Source organism: Formosa sp. L2A11, from assembly GCF_009796865.1.
In the GTDB taxonomy this organism is placed as follows: domain Bacteria; phylum Bacteroidota; class Bacteroidia; order Flavobacteriales; family Flavobacteriaceae; genus Formosa.
Genome location: NZ_CP047028.1, coordinates 1 through 21646, shown reverse-complemented (window position 1 = coordinate 21646; position 21646 = coordinate 1). Strand labels below are relative to the sequence as shown.

At 34.5% G+C, this 21646-nt stretch carries 15 protein-coding genes, 2 tRNA genes, 3 rRNA genes and 1 pseudogene; 9 read left to right on the top strand and 12 right to left on the bottom strand.

Annotation, left to right across the window (positions count from 1 at the left end):
- The first annotated feature begins 250 nt into the window (after nucleotides 1–250).
- The 5 genes from GQR95_RS00105 to rrf all read left to right on the top strand — a co-directional run bounded on the left by GQR95_RS00105 (nucleotide 251) and on the right by rrf (nucleotide 5430).
- A 16S ribosomal RNA gene (locus GQR95_RS00105) occupies nucleotides 251–1770 on the top strand.
- 91 nt (nucleotides 1771–1861) lie between these two features.
- Nucleotides 1862–1935: transfer RNA gene (locus GQR95_RS00100), tRNA-Ile, on the top strand.
- Between the two features lie 79 nt (nucleotides 1936–2014).
- Nucleotides 2015–2088: transfer RNA gene (locus tag GQR95_RS00095), tRNA-Ala, on the top strand.
- A 190-nt stretch (nucleotides 2089–2278) separates the two neighbouring features.
- Nucleotides 2279–5112: ribosomal RNA gene (locus GQR95_RS00090) — 23S ribosomal RNA — on the top strand.
- 211 nt (nucleotides 5113–5323) lie between these two features.
- A 5S ribosomal RNA gene (gene rrf, locus GQR95_RS00085) occupies nucleotides 5324–5430 on the top strand.
- Together the 16S, 23S and 5S rRNA genes with 2 tRNA genes alongside form the textbook arrangement of a ribosomal RNA operon.
- Nucleotides 5431–6125: 695 nt before the next feature.
- On the opposite strand, the pseudogene GQR95_RS00080 reads toward rrf, so the two are convergent.
- The 9 genes and pseudogenes from GQR95_RS00080 to GQR95_RS00040 all read right to left on the bottom strand — a co-directional run bounded on the left by GQR95_RS00080 (nucleotide 6126) and on the right by GQR95_RS00040 (nucleotide 15514).
- A pseudogene (locus tag GQR95_RS00080) lies at nucleotides 6126–7104 on the bottom strand (transposase).
- 10 nt (nucleotides 7105–7114) lie between these two features.
- Nucleotides 7115–7456, bottom strand: coding sequence for a transposase (locus GQR95_RS00075; RefSeq protein WP_159021239.1), 342 nt, complete (start codon nucleotides 7454–7456; stop codon nucleotides 7115–7117).
- 112 nt (nucleotides 7457–7568) lie between these two features.
- Nucleotides 7569–7805, bottom strand: coding sequence for a DUF6095 family protein (locus GQR95_RS00070; protein WP_159021238.1), 237 nt, complete (start codon nucleotides 7803–7805; stop codon nucleotides 7569–7571).
- Nucleotides 7792–8613 (bottom strand): N-acetylmuramic acid 6-phosphate etherase, encoded by an 822-nt coding sequence (gene murQ / locus GQR95_RS00065; RefSeq protein ID WP_159021237.1) that lies wholly within the window; start codon nucleotides 8611–8613, stop codon nucleotides 7792–7794. The genes GQR95_RS00070 and murQ overlap by 14 nt, the downstream gene beginning before the upstream one ends.
- A 111-nt stretch (nucleotides 8614–8724) precedes the next feature.
- A complete protein-coding gene (locus tag GQR95_RS00060; protein WP_159021236.1) occupies nucleotides 8725–10950 on the bottom strand; it encodes an NADP-dependent isocitrate dehydrogenase in 2226 nt (741 codons plus the stop codon).
- Nucleotides 10951–11792: 842 nt separating this feature from the next.
- Nucleotides 11793–12146 (bottom strand): 50S ribosomal protein L19, encoded by a 354-nt coding sequence (gene rplS, locus GQR95_RS00055; RefSeq protein WP_159021235.1) that lies wholly within the window; start codon nucleotides 12144–12146, stop codon nucleotides 11793–11795.
- A gap of 125 nt (nucleotides 12147–12271) precedes the next feature.
- Nucleotides 12272–12949, bottom strand: coding sequence for a tRNA (guanosine(37)-N1)-methyltransferase TrmD (gene trmD / locus GQR95_RS00050; RefSeq protein WP_159021234.1), 678 nt, complete (start codon nucleotides 12947–12949; stop codon nucleotides 12272–12274).
- A 144-nt stretch (nucleotides 12950–13093) separates the two neighbouring features.
- Nucleotides 13094–13714: a tRNA (guanine-N1)-methyltransferase gene (locus GQR95_RS00045; RefSeq protein WP_159021233.1), complete on the bottom strand. Its 621-nt coding sequence runs from the start codon at nucleotides 13712–13714 to the stop codon at nucleotides 13094–13096.
- A 396-nt stretch (nucleotides 13715–14110) separates the two neighbouring features.
- Nucleotides 14111–15514: a trypsin-like peptidase domain-containing protein gene (locus GQR95_RS00040; RefSeq protein WP_159021232.1), complete on the bottom strand. Its 1404-nt coding sequence runs from the start codon at nucleotides 15512–15514 to the stop codon at nucleotides 14111–14113.
- A 148-nt stretch (nucleotides 15515–15662) separates the two neighbouring features.
- On the opposite strand from GQR95_RS00040, the gene dapF reads away from it, so the two are divergent.
- The 4 genes from dapF to GQR95_RS00020 all read left to right on the top strand — a co-directional run bounded on the left by dapF (nucleotide 15663) and on the right by GQR95_RS00020 (nucleotide 18897).
- Entirely contained in the window at nucleotides 15663–16442 is a 780-nt protein-coding gene (gene dapF / locus GQR95_RS00035) for a diaminopimelate epimerase (protein ID WP_159021231.1), read from the top strand.
- The gene (locus GQR95_RS00030; protein WP_159021230.1) at nucleotides 16436–16960 is read left to right on the top strand and encodes a GNAT family N-acetyltransferase; all 525 of its coding nucleotides are present in this window, start codon (nucleotides 16436–16438) and stop codon (nucleotides 16958–16960) included. The genes dapF and GQR95_RS00030 overlap by 7 nt, the downstream gene beginning before the upstream one ends.
- On the top strand, nucleotides 16960–18003 hold the full coding sequence (gene mltG / locus GQR95_RS00025) for an endolytic transglycosylase MltG (RefSeq protein ID WP_159021229.1): 1044 nt from the start codon (nucleotides 16960–16962) through the stop codon (nucleotides 18001–18003). The genes GQR95_RS00030 and mltG overlap by 1 nt, the downstream gene beginning before the upstream one ends.
- A 222-nt stretch (nucleotides 18004–18225) precedes the next feature.
- Nucleotides 18226–18897: a peptidoglycan-binding protein LysM gene (locus GQR95_RS00020; RefSeq protein ID WP_159021228.1), complete on the top strand. Its 672-nt coding sequence runs from the start codon at nucleotides 18226–18228 to the stop codon at nucleotides 18895–18897.
- Nucleotides 18898–18901: 4 nt separating this feature from the next.
- On the opposite strand, the gene GQR95_RS00015 is transcribed toward GQR95_RS00020, so the two are convergent.
- Genes GQR95_RS00015 through dnaA form a run of 3 tightly spaced genes read right to left on the bottom strand, consistent with a single transcriptional unit; the run spans nucleotide 18902 to nucleotide 21555 of the window.
- Nucleotides 18902–19618: an SAM-dependent methyltransferase gene (locus tag GQR95_RS00015; RefSeq protein ID WP_159021227.1), complete on the bottom strand. Its 717-nt coding sequence runs from the start codon at nucleotides 19616–19618 to the stop codon at nucleotides 18902–18904.
- 44 nt (nucleotides 19619–19662) lie between these two features.
- Complete coding sequence (locus GQR95_RS00010; RefSeq protein WP_159024184.1) at nucleotides 19663–20100, bottom strand: low molecular weight protein-tyrosine-phosphatase; 438 nt, start codon at nucleotides 20098–20100, stop codon at nucleotides 19663–19665.
- Between the two features lie 27 nt (nucleotides 20101–20127).
- A complete protein-coding gene (gene dnaA, locus GQR95_RS00005) occupies nucleotides 20128–21555 on the bottom strand; it encodes a chromosomal replication initiator protein DnaA (RefSeq protein ID WP_159021226.1) in 1428 nt (475 codons plus the stop codon).
- Nucleotides 21556–21646 lie beyond the last annotated feature (91 nt).

Below are 21646 nucleotides of genomic sequence, written 5' to 3'. Positions count from 1 at the left end.
GTTGCGAAACTGGACTAAAAAAAAACTTCAAAAAAACATTGTGAGGAATAAAAAAGGGTTTTATATTTGCACCCGCTTAACGAGGCAACGAGTTAAGACACACAGAGAAATAAGTTCATTAACATATTGAATTGACAGCGTAGATATTAACTGGAAACGGTTAATGTCAACAAAAAAGAATAGACCATTTTGAGTACCAAATTAATTCCATTAGTTGTTAAAAGTAATAGTGGAAACACTTAAAAATTTAACGATGAAGAGTTTGATCCTGGCTCAGGATGAACGCTAGCGGCAGGCCTAACACATGCAAGTCGAGGGGTAACATTGTGCTTGCACAGATGACGACCGGCGCACGGGTGCGTAACGCGTATGCAATCTACCTTTTACAGAGGAATAGCCCAGAGAAATTTGGATTAATGCCTTATAGTATATTTGAATGGCATCATTTAAATATTAAAGATTTATCGGTAAAAGATGAGCATGCGTTCTATTAGTTAGTTGGTGAGGTAACGGCTTACCAAGACAGCGATAGATAGGGGCCCTGAGAGGGGGATCCCCCACACTGGTACTGAGACACGGACCAGACTCCTACGGGAGGCAGCAGTGAGGAATATTGGACAATGGGCGAGAGCCTGATCCAGCCATGCCGCGTGCAGGAAGACTGCCCTATGGGTTGTAAACTGCTTTTATACAGGAAGAAACACTGCTACGTGTAGCAGCTTGACGGTACTGTAAGAATAAGGATCGGCTAACTCCGTGCCAGCAGCCGCGGTAATACGGAGGATCCAAGCGTTATCCGGAATCATTGGGTTTAAAGGGTCCGTAGGTGGATAATTAAGTCAGGGGTGAAATCTTGCAGCTCAACTGTAAAATTGCCTTTGATACTGGTTATCTTGAGTTATTATGAAGTAGTTAGAATATGTAGTGTAGCGGTGAAATGCATAGATATTACATAGAATACCAATTGCGAAGGCAGATTACTAATAATCAACTGACACTGATGGACGAAAGCGTGGGTAGCGAACAGGATTAGATACCCTGGTAGTCCACGCCGTAAACGATGGTTACTAGCTGTTCGGACTTCGGTCTGAGTGGCTAAGCGAAAGTGATAAGTAACCCACCTGGGGAGTACGTTCGCAAGAATGAAACTCAAAGGAATTGACGGGGGCCCGCACAAGCGGTGGAGCATGTGGTTTAATTCGATGATACGCGAGGAACCTTACCAGGGCTTAAATGTAGATTGACAGGACTAGAGATAGTTTTTTCTTCGGACAATTTACAAGGTGCTGCATGGTTGTCGTCAGCTCGTGCCGTGAGGTGTCAGGTTAAGTCCTATAACGAGCGCAACCCCTGTTGTTAGTTGCCAGCGAGTCATGTCGGGAACTCTAACAAGACTGCCAGTGCAAACTGTGAGGAAGGTGGGGATGACGTCAAATCATCACGGCCCTTACGTCCTGGGCTACACACGTGCTACAATGGTAGGGACAGAGAGCAGCCACTGGGCGACCAGGAGCGAATCTATAAACCCTATCACAGTTCGGATCGGAGTCTGCAACTCGACTCCGTGAAGCTGGAATCGCTAGTAATCGCATATCAGCCATGATGCGGTGAATACGTTCCCGGGCCTTGTACACACCGCCCGTCAAGCCATGGAAGCTGGAAGTGCCTGAAGTCCGTCACCGCAAGGAGCGGCCTAGGGTAAAGTCGGTAACTAGGGCTAAGTCGTAACAAGGTAGCCGTACCGGAAGGTGCGGCTGGAACACCTCCTTTCTAGAGAAAGACGACTATTGGATTTGAAAAAAAAGGAAAAGAGATTGTTTATTCTTAGCTGTTAATTTAAAATATAATTTATTATAGTTAGAGTCTCATAGCTCAGCTGGTTAGAGCGCTACACTGATAATGTAGAGGTCGGCAGTTCGAGTCTGCCTGAGACTACTAAATATAATAAAGAGGAAATTCTAGAACTGAGAATTCTAAATTCACATGAAGAATACTAATTGATAGGATTTTACATGGGGGATTAGCTCAGCTGGCTAGAGCGCCTGCCTTGCACGCAGGAGGTCATCGGTTCGACTCCGATATTCTCCACGATTCTATATTCTAAATATAGAAAAAAGTTCATTGACATATTGAAAAAGATACATAAAAATACATTTAAATAACGAATGTTTAGTATGCACGTATTAAACAGGAATTATTTAAAATAATAATAATTCGTTGTTAGTTAAAGTTTACGAGCTTTTAACTAATAACAAACTCATTAAAAAAGCAAAAAGTACAATAAGCTAAATAAGGGCGTATGGGGAATGCCTAGGCTCTCAGAGGCGATGAAGGACGTGATAAGCTGCGAAAAGCTGCGGGGATTGGCACATACAATTTGATCCGCAGATATCCGAATGGGGCAACCCACTATATTGAAGATATAGTATCCTTAGGGAAGCAAACCCGGAGAACTGAAACATCTAAGTACCCGGAGGAGAAGAAAACAAAAGTGATTCCGTAAGTAGCGGCGAGCGAACGCGGATTAGTCCAAACCAATGATGTTACGGCATTATTGGGGTTGTAGGACCACGACATTTGAACCATGATGAATTAGAACTGTTTGGAAAGACAGACCAAAGAGGGTGATAGTCCCGTATAGGTAAAGATTGGCAAGATAGTGGTATCCTGAGTAGTGCGGGGCACGTGAAACCCTGTGTGAATTTGGCGGGACCATCCGTTAAGACTAAATACTCCTGAGAGACCGATAGTGAACTAGTACCGTGAGGGAAAGGTGAAAAGAACCCTGAATAAGGGAGTGAAATAGATCCTGAAACCATACGCTTACAAGCGGTCGGAGCAACTTCGTGTTGTGACGGCGTGCCTTTTGCATAATGAGCCTACGAGTTACCGTTGCTAGCAAGGTTAAGTGATTAAGTCACGGATCCGTAGCGAAAGCGAGTCTGAATAGGGCGCTTTAGTTAGTAGTGGTAGACGCGAAACCGTGTGATCTACCCATGGGCAGGTTGAAGCTGTAGTAACATACAGTGGAGGACCGAACCGGTTGACGTTGAAAAGTCTTCGGATGACCTGTGGGTAGGGGTGAAAGGCCAATCAAACTCGGAAATAGCTCGTACTCCCCGAAATGCATTTAGGTGCAGCGTTGATTTATAGTTTTATAGAGGTAGAGCTACTGATTGGATGCGGGGGCTTCACCGCCTACCAATTCCTGACAAACTCCGAATGCTATAAAATGTTGATCAGCAGTGAGGGCATGGGTGCTAAGGTCCATGTCCGAGAGGGAAAGAACCCAGACCATCAGCTAAGGTCCCCAAATATATGTTAAGTTGAAAAAACGCGGTTGAATTGCTTTGACAGCTAGGATGTTGGCTTGGAAGCAGCCATTCATTTAAAGAGTGCGTAACAGCTCACTAGTCGAGCGATTCGGCATGGATAATAATCGGGCATAAACATATTACCGAAGCTATGGATTTATAATTTATTATAACTGGTAGGGGAGCATTCTATTTGTGTAGAAGGTGTACTGTGAGGTATGCTGGAACGGATAGAAAAGAAAATGTAGGCATAAGTAACGATAATGCGGGCGAGAAACCCGCACTCCGAAAGACTAAGGTTTCCTCAGCTATGCTAATCAGCTGAGGGTTAGTCGGGACCTAACGCGAACCCGAAAGGGGTAGTGGATGGACAACAGGTTAATATTCCTGTACCTGCTCTTACTAAAAGTGACGGAGGCGTAAATTTGGTGCGAACTGACGGAATAGTTCGTTGAAGGATGTGGTAACACTCCGATAGTACACTGAGACTACGGTCAAGGTGATAATCCAGAAAAGCGACTTCCAAGAAAAGCGAAAGAAGCAGCCCGTACCCTAAACCGACACAGGTAGTTGGGATGAGAATTCTAAGGAGCTCGAGAGATTCATGGTTAAGGAACTAGGCAAAATAGACCCGTAACTTCGGGAGAAGGGTCGCCCCACTTCGGTGGGGCCGCAGTGAAAAGGTCCAGGCGACTGTTTATCAAAAACACAGGGCTATGCTAAATTGAAAGATGACGTATATGGCCTGACACCTGCCCGGTGCTGGAAGGTTAAATGGTGGGCTTAGAGGTTTACCTCGACGGTCTAAAATGAAGCCCCAGTAAACGGCGGCCGTAACTATAACGGTCCTAAGGTAGCGAAATTCCTTGTCGGGTAAGTTCCGACCTGCACGAATGGTGCAACGATCTGGACACTGTCTCAACCATGAGCTCGGTGAAATTGTAGTATCGGTGAAGATGCCGATTACCCGCAGTGGGACGAAAAGACCCCGTGCACCTTTACTATAGCTTAGTATTGGTTTTGGATAAGTAATGTGTAGGATAGGTGGGAGACTTTGAAGCGGCATCGCTAGGTGTTGTGGAGTCATTGTTGAAATACCACCCTTTGCTTATCTAGAGCCTAACCTTCAACGAAGGGACAGTGCTTGGTGGGTAGTTTGACTGGGGTGGTCGCCTCCAAAAGAGTAACGGAGGCTTCTAAAGGTTCCCTCAGCACGGTTGGTAATCGTGCGTAGAGTGCAATGGCATAAGGGAGCTTGACTGAGAGACCTACAAGTCGATCAGGTACGAAAGTAGAGCATAGTGATCCGGTGGTTCCGTATGGAAGGGCCATCGCTCAAAGGATAAAAGGTACGCCGGGGATAACAGGCTGATCTCCCCCAAGAGCTCATATCGACGGGGGGGTTTGGCACCTCGATGTCGGCTCGTCACATCCTGGGGCTGGAGAAGGTCCCAAGGGTTGGGCTGTTCGCCCATTAAAGTGGCACGCGAGCTGGGTTCAGAACGTCGTGAGACAGTTCGGTCTCTATCTACTGTGGGCGTTAGAAATTTGAGTGGATCTGTTCCTAGTACGAGAGGACCGGAATGGACAAACCTCTGGTGTATCTGTTGTTCCGCCAGGAGCATTGCAGAGTAGCTACGTTTGGAAGGGATAAGCGCTGAAAGCATATAAGCGCGAAACCCACCACAAGATGAGATTTCTTTAAAGGGTCGTGGGAGATGACCACGTTGATAGGCTATAGGTGTAAAGACAGTAATGTCATAGCCGAGTAGTACTAATAACCCATAGGCTTATTGTATAAAAGCCCCCTCTGACTTTATAGTAATATAGAGGACAGGTATTTGAAAAGATACTGAGGGGCGCATTGTTTTTTTACAGAGTATAACAGAATTATTATAAGTAGTATTTTTAAAATAAAGACGATTATCGTCCTTTTTCAATATGTTAAGATATTTGCGCAAGAGCGCGGTTGATTAGATTGTATATGATACAACTAACGATCAACAATTTAAGGTGATTATTGCGATGGGGCTCACCTCTTACCATTCCGAACAGAGAAGTTAAGCCCATTAGCGCCGATGGTACTGCATTGTGGGAGAGTAGGACGTTGCCTTTTTTAATTAAATCCTGAACATGAATTTGTTCAGGATTTTTTTTGTTTATACCCCAAATAATTTAACTCCTGGATTATTACCTTCCTTTATTATCCAAAGATCTATTACTCTTTCTTATTAGAATTAATTACTAATACTTTAAATCACATCATTCTCTAGTGTGTTGAGTTGTTACACAGATTTTTTACTATCATTATTAGTTATAGTATCACCTTATTGTAAACCTTTTCTGCTTAATTAATTTTAGAGCTTTTAATCATGCTTCATTTAATTTTAATAAGAATAGACATCATTTATTTAAGACAGCTTTAACTGCTATCTATATTGCTATATATTAAATTATGATTGGTTATTATAAACTTGTTTTAATATACTAATCCTATTCTGTATTTTTTTATTCTACACCCTTTAAATAATGTAATGATGCTGAACAATATTAATGGATGAGATTCCTTTCTGTTTACTTTTAATAACAATACACATCATTTATATGAGACTGATTTAATGATTGTTTTTATGGCTATATATTAGATTATGATAGGTGGTTATAAAACTATTATAATCTAATATATAGCTGTTAGTTTAGTTTCTGACAGTAATTTTATGTTTAAACTTCTTTTTTATTATATACTATACTCATTTGTCTTTCTGGATAACAAAAAAGGGATCAAGACATATTTCTGGGGAGTAGTGAAAATTAAGCATATAATTTAGTTAGTCTATACAGGAAGAATTTGACATCTCTGACTCCTCTAAATTGCGCTCTAAATTCTTTAATTTTCGCATTAAAAGATTCGGCAGAAGCATTAGTGCTTCTGTTATTAAAATAGTTTAAAATAGTTTAAAATAGGTTTGTAATGCATTTGTATAGATCTTGCAATGGTATTGAATGACTTAAAACTTGAGTTTTCTACTTTGTTGTACCAATGTGCCATTTTTAGTCTAGCTACATCTTTATTGGTGTTGTTTTCATAGATATAGCTTAGTGCTTGAGCTAACTTATAAGCTTTTTCAATAGTTGGATATAGTTGAAACAAAATTTCAGCTCTTTCTATTTGTGTTTTAGTCCATTTGTTTCTTGGTTTAAATAACAAATATCGACTTCTAGCAAGCAACTGTCTGTGTGTGTCCCCGTTTTGAAGAAGTTCAGGTTGATATACTTTTCCTCTATTTCGGTCTTTTTCAATGACTTTATTTTCAGTCTCTATAACTTCCCATCTTAATCGAATACGTTCTTCTTGAACAGCTTCTGAGGCTAGTTTTTGAACATGAAATCTATCGGTAACGATATCTGTTTTTGGAAAACATTTTTTAGCGATTAAGTTCATGTTTCCCGCCATATCCACAGTCATTTCCCTAACCATGTTTCGTCTTTCTATAGGGATTTGGTTAATTACATCGATGACATCCTGTGCTTTGGTACCCTTTACAATAGCTACAATACTTCCTTTTTTACCATGAGCATCCTTATTGGTTACAATGGTGTAAAGTTCTCCATTAGAAAGCGAAGTCTCATCTAAGCTCAGATATTTACCTAGATTTTTACCATAGAGTAGCCAATCACTAGCGTGATCCTTTTGAGCCCAATCCTTAAAGTCGCTGAGATGATTTTTATAGTGAAACTGAAGTGTTTTTCTTTTTATCTTGTAATAATCACCAAAGCGTTTAGCGCTTATGGCATGATTATCAAGAGAGTTCTTTAAAAAAAGAGGCAAACTCGTTAGTAATTCGAGTGCCTTTAGCGACTAAATTCCAATCTCTTTTTATGATTTTTCCAGTATCAACGAGTGTCCAACGCCTTCTTTTTATATGCAGAAGTACAGGTTTTCCTCGAAGCGGAAAATCTTCAATAGTGATTTCTGACAAGAATCCTTTTGATTGCGCTATTTCTGACTGATATTCTTGAGGAAGTATATTTTTCTCTTCTAGGTAGAAGTGCGTTTCCTGTGATGTGCTCTTATCAGAAACAATATCAAAATATTCTAACAGGCCTTCTGGCAATAAATAACGGGCTAATTCTATATTCAAAATCGAAATACTTTTTGTTTAAAGATAACATTCTCCCCAACTTTTATACTTGATCCCAAAAAAGCCTAACACATTATTGTATTAGGCTTTTAGTTTTAATATGTAAGTCGTATTATTTCTTTGGCTTAAAAATGCTATCCATAATTGTCATTAGTCCTTTGAAAGCAAAAAACATTGCTAAGAAGCAAATAATAATTCCAAATATTAATATAGGTATAAATAAAGGTTTTTCCCTGTTTGTAAGTGCTATATGTAGAAATGTTGGGCCTAATAGCATACAGGCTAAAGAAATCCCCATCTTTTTTAATCCTTTTACAAGAATTTCTTTATTTGTTTTATCTGTTTCCATTGTTATAATAATTTATGGATGCTCTTACATTTTTGTGTTCGTGTAATAGCTGTTCTGCTTCAGTGTAAGATATATGTAACTCAGACATGATCATTTTTATACCACGGTCTACCAATTTATCATTACTTAATTGCATGTCTACCATTTTATTTCCTTTCACTTTGCCTAATTGAATCATAGAGGCTGTAGAAATCATGTTTAAGACTAATTTCTGTGCTGTTCCTGCTTTCATTCTAGAACTTCCTGTAATGAATTCAGGACCTACTATAATTTCAATGGGATACTGAGCTGTTAAAGATAATGGGCTGTTTTTATTACATGTAATACATGCTGTAATAATTTTATTAGTATTACACTCCTCTAATGCAGAGATAACGTAAGGAGTTGTCCCTGATGCTGCAATACCTATAACAATATCTTTAGTTGAAATATTATGTTGTTGTAAATCTTGCCAGCCTTGAGTTTTAGAATCTTCTGCAAATTCTACAGCATCTCTTATTGCTTTATCTCCTCCTGCAATTAAACCAATTATTACATTTGAGTCGACTCCGAAAGTTGGGGGACATTCCGAAGCATCTACAACTCCTAAACGACCACTTGTACCTGCTCCAATATAGAAAATACGACCACCTTTTTTTAATTTAGTAACTGCTTGTTGAATTACTATTTCTATTTGAGGTAGTGCTTTTTCTATCGCTAGCGGCACCGTTTTATCTTCATTATTAATATTTATCAATAAATCTGAAACAGTCATGTTTTCTAAATTATTATATTTAGAATTGGCTTCGGTTGTTTTAATAAATTTCATGGAGCAAAGATAAAATTTTTAAAAAAATGAATGCTAATTAATTATTAATTAGCAAAAAAAAGACCCCTATGAAGGAGTCTTTTTTTAATAGTATATTTAAGTTGTTACGTCCTATATTGTTTCTAATATAGAATTAAAAGTTGCACTAGGGCGCATTGCTTCTGTAATTAATTTAATATTTGGTAAATAATATCCTTTAAGATCTACAGGTTGACCTTGAATACTATTAAGTTCTTCAACAATTTTATCTTCATTTTCAGATAAAGCTTTTGCTACATTTGTAAAAGTAGCTTTTAGAGTTGCATCTTTAGTTTGATTAACTAAAGCTTCTGCCCAGTATAATGCTAAATAAAAATGGCTACCACGGTTATCTAATTCTTTAACTTTACGAGAAGGTGATTTTCCGTTATCTAATAGTTTTCCTGTAGCTTCATCTAAAGCATCTGCTAAAATTAATGCTTTATCATTTTTAGTTTTTTCAGACATATGTTCTAAAGACACAGCCAATGCTAAAAATTCACCTAAAGAATCCCAACGTAAATGATCTTCTTCTAAGAATTGTTGTACATGTTTAGGAGCAGATCCACCAGCACCAGTTTCAAATAATCCACCACCATTCATTAATGGTACAATAGATAACATTTTAGCACTTGTTCCTAATTCCAAAATAGGAAATAAGTCTGTTAAATAATCACGTAAAACATTTCCTGTAACAGAAATAGCATCTTCTCCTTTTTTAATACGAGCTAATGTAAAGTAAGTCGCTTCTTCTGGAGATAAAATTTGAATGTCTAATCCAGATGTATCATGATTTGGTAAATATTTTTCTACTTTTTTAATTAATTCAGCATCATGAGCTCTGTTTTTGTCTAACCAAAATACAGTTGGTATGTTTGTAGCTCTTGCTCTATTTACTGCTAATTTAATCCAGTCCTGGATAGGAGCATCTTTTGCTTGACACATTCTCCAAATATCACCAGCTTCAACAGTATGTTCAATTAATACGTTATTGGTTGCATCAATTACACGAACAACACCATCTGTTGCTATTTCAAAAGTTTTATCATGAGAACCATATTCTTCAGCTTTTTGAGCCATTAGACCAACGTTAGGAACAGTTCCCATTGTTGTCGGATCGAAAGCACCATGTTCTTTACAGAAATTAATAGTTGCTTCGTAAATACTAGCATAACTACTATCTGGAATTACAGCTTTCGTGTCTTCTTGTTTGCCTGCTGCATTCCACATTTGTCCTGAAGTACGTATCATCGCTGGCATAGATGCATCGATAATAACATCGCTAGGAACATGTAAATTAGTGATTCCTTTGTCTGAATCTACCATTGCTACTGAAGGTCCGTTTTTAAAGGCTTCGTCTATATCTGCAAGAATTTCATTACGTTTATCTTCTTGTAAAACTTCAATAGAGCTTAATAAGTTTCCAAAACCATTATTAACGTCTACACCAATACTTTCTAAAGTTTCAGCGTGTTTATCAAAAACATTTTTAAAGAATACACGTACAGCATGACCAAAAATGATAGGGTCTGAAACCTTCATCATAGTTGCTTTCATGTGTAGAGAGAATAATACGTTTTTATCCTTAGCATCTTTAATTTGATCTTCTAAAAATTTTAAAAGAGCTTTTTTACTCATTATAGTACCATCGATAATTTCACCTTCTAATAGATCTAATTTATCTTTTAATACTGTTGTTTTTCCATTTTTATCTTCTAACTGGATACTTATAGATGTAGCGTGGTCTAGAGTTACAGATTTTTCATTATTGTAAAAATCTCCTTCACTCATTGTTGAAACATGTGTTTTAGAGTCTGGACTCCAGGCTCCCATTGAGTGTGGATATTTTTTAGCGTAATTTTTTACAGCTTTAGGCGCTCTACGGTCAGAGTTTCCTTCACGTAATACGGGGTTTACAGCACTACCTTTTATCTTGTCGTATCTTAATTTGATTTTTTTTTCTGCATCAGTTTTAGGTTCGTCTGGATAATTAGGTAATTTATATCCATCACTTTGTAATTCTTTAATAGCTGATTTAAGTTGAGGAAGAGAAGCACTAATATTTGGTAATTTTATAATGTTAGCTTCTGGGTTTTTAACTAATTCTCCTAGTTCTTTTAAAGCATCTGGTAATTGTTGATCTTCAGTTAAGAAATCTGAAAAGGTAGTAATAATTCGCCCCGCTAAAGAAATGTCTCTAGTTTCAACATTGATACCTGAAGGACTTAAGAAAGCTTGAACGATTGGTAAAAAAGAATAAGTAGCTAAAGCCGGAGCTTCGTCTGTTTTTGTGTAAATAATTCGAGAGCTGTATGCCATTTTAATTTGTTTTATAGAATTTTTTTGAACGAAAAATGTAACACAATTTTCGTGGAATGCAAATATACAAAAAAGCTAATGTTTAACTATAACGATTTAAAATTAGAAATAGCTTTTATGTAATTTTTATTTATTTAGTTAATGTTTTTGTTATTGATAAATTATAATTTTGGGTAATTAGTTTATTTATCAATAATTACATGATTGCTTTTTTCGTTTTAATTTTATAAATTATATATCATTTTTACAAAACAAAAGCCATATCACAATAGCATAAACTATATTGATATGGCTTTCTCTGAAATAGTATTTTAATTTATCAGATCTTTATACTCTGATAACGTTCAGATTAACATCTTACTTGTTTAATTTAAAATAAACTATTTCAAAAATGAAACATTTATTACTGTAACGTTCAAAATGTATTTACTAATTACTAAATGTTTCTCTTTTAATTGTTTTTCTTGATGTTTCCCTTTTTTTATACAAACGAGGTCAAACATTGTTTTCTTATTTGTAAATCAACTTTTGTTTTGATATTTCGAAAACTTTCAGTTTTAATAGTTTTTATTGTCTAGCAATTTTACTTTTTAAAACTTCATGATTTTTAACAACACTACATGTTATTAAAAATCTCAAAAAACAATTTCAAAGAACATTTTAATACTTAAACATCATATTCGAGTATTAATCTGTTTTATAAAGATAAAGAATATTCTTAGTTTTTCAATGTTTTTTAACGTTTTATATATCAACATGTTATAAACCATACTTGTTAACTTTTGTTCATAAAAAAAGTCCTAACATTTTTGTTAGGACTTTTTAATATATTAAGTAGGTTACTACTTGTTTCTTCTTTCTTTAATTCTTGCTTTTTTACCAGTAAGACCTCTAAAGTAGAAAATACGAGCTCTACGCACTTTACCTTTTTTGTTAATTTCTACTTTTTGTAAAGCAGGCATGTTAACAGGGAAGATACGTTCTACACCTACAGTACCAGACATTTTTCTGATAGTAAAAGTTTCAGAACTACCTGAACCTCTTTTTTGAATTACTACACCTCTGAAAAACTGAGTACGTACTTTTTCTCCTTCTCTAATTTCGTAAAATACAGTAATTGTGTCTCCTGCTCCGAATTCAGGGAATTCTTTTTTTGTTACAAATTCGTCTTGTACAAATTTTATTAAAGATTCCATATCTTTATTGTTTAATTATAGTTAATCCAAAGCAACATTCACGATTTTCGCCAGAGGTTGGTTCGAAATTGGCTGCAAAAATAGTGATTTATTTCTTATTTACAACACTTTAGCATTAAAATTAATTAGTCTTCTAATAGGTCTGGACGGCGTTCTTTTGTGTGCTCAAAAGCTTGATTCTCACGCCATTTCTCTATTTCGGGAAAATTACCACTAAATAATATTTCAGGTACTTTTAGTCCTTTATACTCTCTTGGTCGCGTATAAATAGGCGGAGCCAATAAATTATCTTGAAAAGAATCGGTCAGGGCAGAGGTTTCATTACCTAAAACACCTGGTATTAATCTTATTATAGAATCGCATAAAACGGCCGCTCCTAATTCGCCTCCAGATAAGACATAATCGCCTATAGAAATTTCTTTGGTTATAAATAAATCTCGCACACGCTGATCTACACCTTTATAATGCCCACAAAGAATAATAATATTTTCAGATAAAGATAATGTGTTAGCAAGACCTTGTTTTAAGGTTTCACCATCTGGCGTCATATATATAATGTCGTCGTATTCGCGTTCTGCTTTTAATTTGGTAATACACTTATCTATAGGTTCTACAAGCATTACCATTCCTGCTCCTCCTCCAAATTGATAGTCGTCTATCGTTTTGTAGTTATCTGTAGTATAGTCTCTTAAATTATGAAAATGAACTTCAACTAAATTGGCTTCAATAGCTCGTTTTAGAATTGATGCTTCAAACGGACTCTTAAGCAGTTCCGGTAAAACAGTAATAATATCTATACGCATGGCTTCATTTTAAATCAATTGCAAAGATGCGAAGAATGGATTTAATATCCGAAGATATTTAAGCTCCAAATTCAATTTACAAAAAAAGCCCATACATTTTGTATGGACTTTAATTTATAAACGATTGTATTTTTATTTAAAGGACTAAGAGTTCCCTTTTTGTTTGTTTAATTCGTCTTGTAATTGTCTGCGTACTTTTTGTTCTCTTTCTAAAGCTGTTTTTCTATGTTCGTCGAATTCTTCTTCAATTTCTGAAAGCATACGTTTCGCTTCTTTAGTAATAGAGTTACTATTTTTAAATTTATAGATAAAGAAGAGTAGGCATATTAGAAGTCCGCCAATAATAGACCAAATAAACGTGTTATAAGTTGTCTTGCTTAATTGCATACCCAAAAATTCCATACTATCTTTTTCTTGGTTAGTAAGGTCTAAGGTGTTTTGAGTTTCGTTTAATTTAGTTTTTAAGGTTGCAATTTCGTTTGCTTGTTGGTCTACATTAATTTGTGTTTCAACTAAATCTTTTCTAATTGCTTGTAAAGAATCTAGAGTATGAGATTTTAATGTTTGTAACCATGCTTTTTTAACCACCTTATAATTCTGATAGTTATTAGACTTTTGAATAAGAAATTCGAATTGGGTGTCTAAAGTTCCTTCGTTTAAAGATAAATTAGAACTAGAATCTTTTTCTTTATTTGTTTGAGCAGATAAAGTAATGGTAAGAAGACACGCAATTAGCGTGGTTGTAATGGTTTTTACTACATTCATTATTGAAATCTTATTTGGTTTTTAAGGATGTCACGAATTTAAAAAATAATGTTTAAGTTCTGCATTATAATTTATAAAAACCTCATAAATGTGAGGTTTTATATATACGTTAGAAATTAATGCTTGGATGATTGCTTTTAATAATAAGTATAACGTCTAATTATATACATATATTTTGTGAGTCTAACTATTTAATGATTATGACTGTATTTGGTATTGTATCAGGTATATAAAAATGTTTTTTTTATTTTTTAGACTCAGAATTGTTGTTTTACTATTAGATAAAAGAGTAGCAGAACAACAAAAATATCTGTAACTATTAATTAGTGTCTTATAAAAAGAAAACCCTGTAGCTTTTCTACAGGGTTTTCTTAAAATAGATAAACGATGTATTTTTTATCTAAAATTATAACGCTCTTTTTCTCCTTTAGCATTAATTAATTCAATTTGTAAAGGTTCGTTAGGCGATTTTTCTTTAAGTATATTTTGTACATCATCAATAGTGTTTACTTTTTGGGCGTTTATGGCAGTTATAATAGTACCTTCTATGATTCCGTTTTGTTTCCAATATTGAGCATATTCATCATTTAATCTGATAATTTTCACACCATTATCTAGATGGAATTTTTTCAAGTCTTTTTTATCTGTGTTTTTAATCACACCAACTAAAGGCATGGTAAATGTTTGATTTTTAATAAGTGTAACAGGGATTTCTTTTAAATCGCCATCTCTTAAAACGGTTACTTTAACAACATCTTCAGGACGTTTTGTATTTAAATGACCTCTTAAATCTGCAAATTTTGTAATTTTTACTTGATCTAATTTTTTTATTATATCGCCTTTTTTAATACCTGCAATTTGTGCTCCAGAGCCTTCTTCAACAGCATCTACATAGAAGCCTTCTGTATCGTCAATATTTAATTTTTCAGCGAAAGCATTATTTAAAGCGCCACCTGTAACTCCTAAAATACCATTTTGTACGTTACCGTATTCCATAATATCTTCAATTACTTTTCTTGCAATATTACTAGGTACAGCAAAAGAATACCCGATATAAGAACCCGTTTGCGAAGATATGGCAGTATTAATTCCAATTAAATCTCCGTTAGCATTTACTAAAGCACCACCAGAGTTTCCTGGATTAACTGCAGCATCTGTTTGTATAAAAGATTGGTAACTATCTCCTGATAAATCTCTAGATTTTGCACTAATAATACCTGCAGTAACTGTAGATGTTAAATTAAACGGATTTCCAACGGCAAGTACCCATTCACCAAGTTTTGCTTGATCACTGTCTCCAAAAGCGGTGTATGGTAAATCTTCACCTGCTTCAATTTTTAGTAATGCGATATCTGTTTTTTCGTCGCTACCAATAATTTTAGCTTTAAACTCCCTGTTGTCGTTTAAAGTAACCGTTAATTCTTGCGAATTATTAATTACGTGATTGTTTGTAATAATATATCCGTCAGGAGAAATAATAACTCCAGAACCCGTACCTACTTGTGGTCTTGCAGAGCTTCTTCCTAAGAATAAATCTTTATATGTCATTTGTCCAGAGACAATAGATGTATTTTTTACGTGAACTACGCTGTGAACAGTATTTTCTGCAGCAGTTGTAAAATTGGGGGCGTTATTAATAGCATTTGTATTAGCAACGTTAGATGTTGGTATAAATTGAGATGAATTTTCTGTTTTCGTGATTACGAGAGCATCGTTACCTTCTAAAAACATTTTATATGCGCCAAGAGTAAGTATACCTCCTAAGGCAGACACAAGGACTAAGGTTAATATTTTTTTCATATTAAAAGTAATTTAGGTTATTATGTAATAATGAATAAAATTAATTCTTTAATGTAATTGATGGAATAGTTTAACGCTATTTAACTTACTATTAAAGAGTTTTTAACACTCGAAATAATATCTAATATTCCTATATTTGCGCCTAATTATGACACATACATTTTATAAATATCAAGGAACAGGTAATGATTTTGTGATGATAGATAATCGTCAGAATACATTCAATAAACAAGATACAGCACTTATTAATCGCTTATGTGATAGACGATTTGGAATTGGAGCAGATGGATTAATTTTATTAGAAAATCATCCAGAGGTAGATTTCAAGATGGTGTATTACAATGCAGATGGAAATGAAAGTACCATGTGCGGAAATGGAGGACGATGCTTATCTCAGTTTGCTAAAGATTTAAAGGTAATAGATAATAAAGCCTCTTTTGAAGCGATAGATGGCATGCATCATGTTGTTTTTGATGGTGATTTAGTACAATTACAAATGCAAGATGTGCCAGCGGTAGAAGACCACAAATTATATGTGTTTTTAAATACAGGATCTCCTCACCATGTTCAATTTGAAGACAATATTGATACTTTTGATATTAAAACCTTAGGCCGGACTATTAGAAATGGTGCACCTTATTATAAGGAAGGAACTAACGTAAATTTTGTAAAGAAAATATCTAATGATTCTTTTGAAGTTAGAACCTACGAAAGAGGTGTAGAAGATGAAACCTTATCTTGTGGTACAGGAGTAACAGCTGTCGCTATTGCTATGCATTTCTTAGGAGAAACACCAGAAAACACAGTGAATTTAAAGGTACAGGGTGGTGCGTTAAAAGTAAAATTTACTAAAACAGAAGCGGGTTATAATAATGTGTGGCTTATTGGTCCTGCAAAACAAGTTTTTAAAGGCGAAATAGAATGGTAACCTTAAAAGGAGAGCATATTTATTTGCGCGGTTTAGAGCCTGAAGATTTAGATTATATTCATAAAGTTGAAAATGACGAATCTATTTGGGAGCTAAGTAATACCCAAACACCATATTCTCGATATTTAATTAAACAGTATTTAGAACAAGCACATCTAGATATTTACGAGGTTAAACAATTGCGTTTAGTGATTTCAGACTACGAAGATAATACAATTGGTTTGATAGATATTTTCGATTTCGACTTTAGAAATAGAAAAGCAGGCGTAGGTATTTTAATTAACGATGTAGAGAAACGCGAGAAAGGTTATGGTAGCCAAGCATTGTCTTTATTGGTAAATTATTGCTTTGTTCAGCTTCAATTACACCAAGTGTATTGTAATATTTCTGAAGAAAATAAGGCTAGTCTTAAATTATTTACAAATCAAGGTTTCCAAAATGTCGGATTAAAAAAAGACTGGAACTTTGTAAACGGAACATATAAAAACGAATTTCTTTTTCAACTAATTAATAGCTAATGTATATTAAAAAAATTATTGTAGCCATAGTGCTTCTTGGACTTGTAGTTGCTGCTTTTTTTGCAAATTTTGTGTATTCTGCAATGTTTAGGCCCAATACGGCTTTTAATAACGAGACTGCATATATTTATATTCCAACAGGAGCATCTTATCTAGATGTTCGCGAACAGTTAAATCCCCTTTTAAAAGATATTGATAAGTTTGATGCTTTGGCAGAACGTAAACAATATATAACACATATTAAAGCTGGGAAGTTTCGTATTACTAAAGGAATGAATAATAACGATATTATAAACTCTATACGTATTAATAATATTCCTATTCAAGTGGCTTTTAATAATCAGGAAAGTATAGAGAAATTAGCAGGTCGTATTTCAACTCAAATTGAGGCAGATAGTTTATCTCTTGTTGCAGCCATGAAAGACACTTTGTTTTTAAAGCAAAACCAATTTAATAAAGCAACGATGTTAGGCATGTATATTCCTAATAGTTATGAGTTTTTCTGGAATACCTCTGGAGAAGAATTTAGAGATCGTATGTTAACAGAATATAAACGATTCTGGACAGAAACTAGAGTTGCAAAAGCAAAAGCGATTGGTTTGTCTAAAAACGAAGTTATTACTTTGGCATCTATAGTACATGAAGAATCTAAAGCAGCAGACGAGCAACCCAGAATTGCAGGTGTATATTTAAATAGGTTAAAAGTTGGTATGCCTTTACAAGCAGATCCTACTTTAAAATTTGCAGCCTACCAATTACCAGAATATAAAAATACTGTTATAAAACGTGTTTTAAATAAACATAAAACTATAGAGTCTCCTTATAATACATATTTAAATAAAGGGTTGCCTCCAGGACCAATAGCTATGGCAGATCTTACAGCTATTAAAGCCGTTTTAAATGCCGAAAAACACGATTATTATTATTTTGCTGCAGATGCAGAACACATGGGATACCATAGATTCGCTAAAAATTTAAGTCAGCATAATGCTAATGCAAGAGCATATCAAAGTTACCTAAATCGTCAAGGAATTACACATTAAGTTGTTAAATTAGAATTTTAACAAAAAATTATGTAATATTTTTCTTTCGTAAAATAATCTAAAAACACTACCTAAACTCGGTTAAAACGTAGGTTTTAAGCATGATATAGGTGGTGTTTTGTGCTTAATCGATTAGTTTTCAGATTAATAAAATATGTTGTACATTTGCACACTGAAATTTTCAGGTAAACATATATTACCTACCTGAAGAAATTAAATGGTATGATAAAAAATATTGGAAGTTACTTATTCGTAATCCTTGCAATATGTTCTCTAGCTTTTTTTTCGTTTTCAACAGATGAAACGTTTAAAGTAGGGGACAGTTATTTGACAGCAGGCTTGGCCTTAAACTATAACATGGTTAATGATAGTATTAGCTATAACAATGCAGAAGCATTAAAAACAGATATTGCAAGTTCGTTTTCTCCTTCTTTAGGGAAAACGTATGTAGGTTTTAAAGAAGCTTTAGGTTTTAAAGAATCTAGAGGAAATTATTTTACAGTGAATACACTGGGGTATTTAGGAAAATACCAATTTGGAAAAGAAACTTTAAAAATTATCGGTATTCATAATCCGGTACAGTTTCTAAAAAATCCAGAATTACAAGAAAAGGCATTTCTAGCAAATGCAGAACGTAATAAATGGATTTTAAGACGTGACATTAAAAGGTTTGTAGGTAAAAGAATAAATGGCGTTGTAATTACCGAATCTGGTATATTAGCAGCAGCACATTTAGCAGGACCAGGAAGTGTTAAGAAATACTTGAGAAGTTATGGTTCTGTAAGTTTTTCTGATGCCTACGGAACATCAATAGAGCATTATATGAAGAAATTTTCTGGATATGATACCTCTTTTGTAAAACCAAACAAAAAAGCTAAAGTAAATAAAGCTTAAGTTTTTAACTTTTATGAATTATAAATATTGAAGGCCTTTTATGAAGGTCTTCAGTGTTTTTAGACCATTCTGAAGCTGGCTTGGTTTTAATAAACTCTGTTGGTAACGTAATGTCGCAAGCTACGCAAACCATAGTACCGCTACTTAAGGTATTAGAAATATCTTCAAGCATTTTATTATTTCTATATGGTGTTTCAATAAAAATTTGAGATAGATTGTGTTCTAAAGATAAACGCTCTAAACGTTTTAGTTCGTGTTTTCTTTCACTTTTATCTATAGGTAAATACCCATTAAAAGAAAATCCTTGTCCGTTCATTCCAGAGCTCATTAGAGCAAGTAAGATAGAAGAAGGGCCAACTAAAGGCACCACCTGAATACCTTGTTGGTGTGCAATTTTTACGACATCAGATCCTGGATCTGCCACACTCGGGCAACCGGCCTCCGATAGTAAACCAACATTTGTACCGTTTAAACAAGGTTCTAAAAAACTAGGTAAATCGCTTTCTTGTGTAAACTTATTTAAAGAAAACATTTCTAAAGAAGATTGTACTTTCTCTGGAGAAATCTTTTTTATAAACCGTCTAGCTGTTTTTTCATTTTCAACAATAAAAGTAGTTGTATTGTCAATAATGTTTTTAACAGTGATAGGCAATACTTCTAAAGGTTCGTTATCGCCTAAAGTGGTTGGAATAAGATAAAGTTTTCCTAAAGAAGGTTTCATAATTGTATAGATTAATTCAGCTTATAAGGTTAAACTGAAATGTGTTATTTTAATTTTTCAGCAATATTATCGCAAGCTTCATCTAGCATTTTATAGACGTTTTCAAAACCATGATCTCCGCCATGATAAGGGTCTGGAACATCGTAATTTTGATCTGGATAAACTTCGTTTAAAATCATTTTTACCTTATCCTTATCGGCTTGGTTACGTGCTAAACGTATAATGTTGTCAAAATTAGAACGATCCATTGCGTAAATAATATCAAAATCGTCAAAATCGCGAACAGAAAATTGCCTTCCCATTAATTTTGAAATATTGATACCGTATTTATTTCCAACAGTTATAGAGCGATTATCTGGATTAGATCCTGTGTGATAATTTGCCGTTCCTGCAGAGTCTATAATAAAATCTTCGTAAGGTAATTTAGATCTTAAAATACCTTCTGCCAATGGAGATCGGCAGATGTTGCCTAGGCAAACCATAAGTATTTTAGTCATTGTAAATGTGTTTTAAACCGAAAGCTTTTTAGTAATATCTTCAACGTACTTTTTAAATTGCTTGTCTGTGGTAGATAAGTTATCTACTGTTTTACAGGCATGAAGTACTGTAGCGTGATCACGTTTTCCTATTTGCGATCCAATACTCGCTAGAGATGCTTTGGTGTATTTCTTAGCAAAAAACATAGCCAATTGTCTTGCTTGTACAATATGACGTTTTCTTGTTTTAGATTGCAGTGTGTCTACATTCATTTGGAAATAATCAGACACTACTTTTTGTATATAATCTATAGAGACTTCGCGTTTTGTGTTTTTTACAAATTTTTCAACAATTTGTTTTGCAAGGTCTAAAGTGATTTCTTTTTTATTGAAAGACGATTGTGCAATTAAAGAAATAATAGCACCTTCTAATTCCCTAACATTTGTTTTAATGTTTTTTGCAACATATTCAACAATTTCTTCAGGCATGTCTACACCGTCACGATATAATTTATTGTTAACAATAGATACACGAGTTTCAAAATCTGGACTTTGCATTTCTGCAGATAATCCCCATTTAAAACGTGATAATAAACGTTGTTCAATATCCTGCATATCTACAGGAGCTTTATCACTTGTTAAAATAACTTGTTTACCGTTTTGGTGTAAGTGGTTAAAGATGTGAAAAAACACATCTTGTGTTCCTGTTTTACCAGATAAGAATTGTACATCGTCAATAATTAAAACATCTATTATTTGATAGAAATGAATAAAGTCGTTTCTATTATTTTTCTTAACAGAGTCTATGTATTGTTGCGTAAACTTTTCTGCAGAGATATATAAAACCGTTTTTTCAGGATATTTGTCTTTTATTTCGACACCAATAGCGTGTGCTAAGTGTGTTTTTCCAAGACCAACACCTCCAAAAATTAATAACGGATTAAAAGATGTTCCTCCCGGTTTTGCAGAAACAGCTAAACCAGCGCTTCTTGCTAAACGGTTAGAATCTCCTTCTAAAAAGTTTTCGAAACTGTAATTTGGATTAAGTTGAGATTCGATCTTAACATTTCTAATACCAGGAATAATAAACGGGTTACGTAATTCCGGATTTTTGTTATTAAGTGGGATGTCTACATTTTGTGATTTTACAGCAGATCTGTTAGAACTAGGAATACGTTCTGTAAAAGGTTGCTTATTACCATAAGTGTTTTCCATTTTAATAATGTAAACCAATTTGGCTTTTTCACCTAATTCCTTAGTTAAAGCTACTTTTAAAATTTTAACATAGTGTTCTTCCAACCATTCGTAGAAAAATTTACTCGGTACTTGTATGCTTAAAGCATTGTCCGTTAATTTAACTGCGGCAATAGGTTCAAACCATGTTTTATATGCTTGCGGTTGGATATTATCTTTTATAAATTCAAGACAGTTGCTCCATACCGATTGCGCAGTTACACTCATTATATTTTAAAAGATTTAGTTAAAGTTAGTGAGGAATATTGAAAATTTTCCCTCGTTTTTTAGTTTGACAAATATGTGAACAAAAATCTTA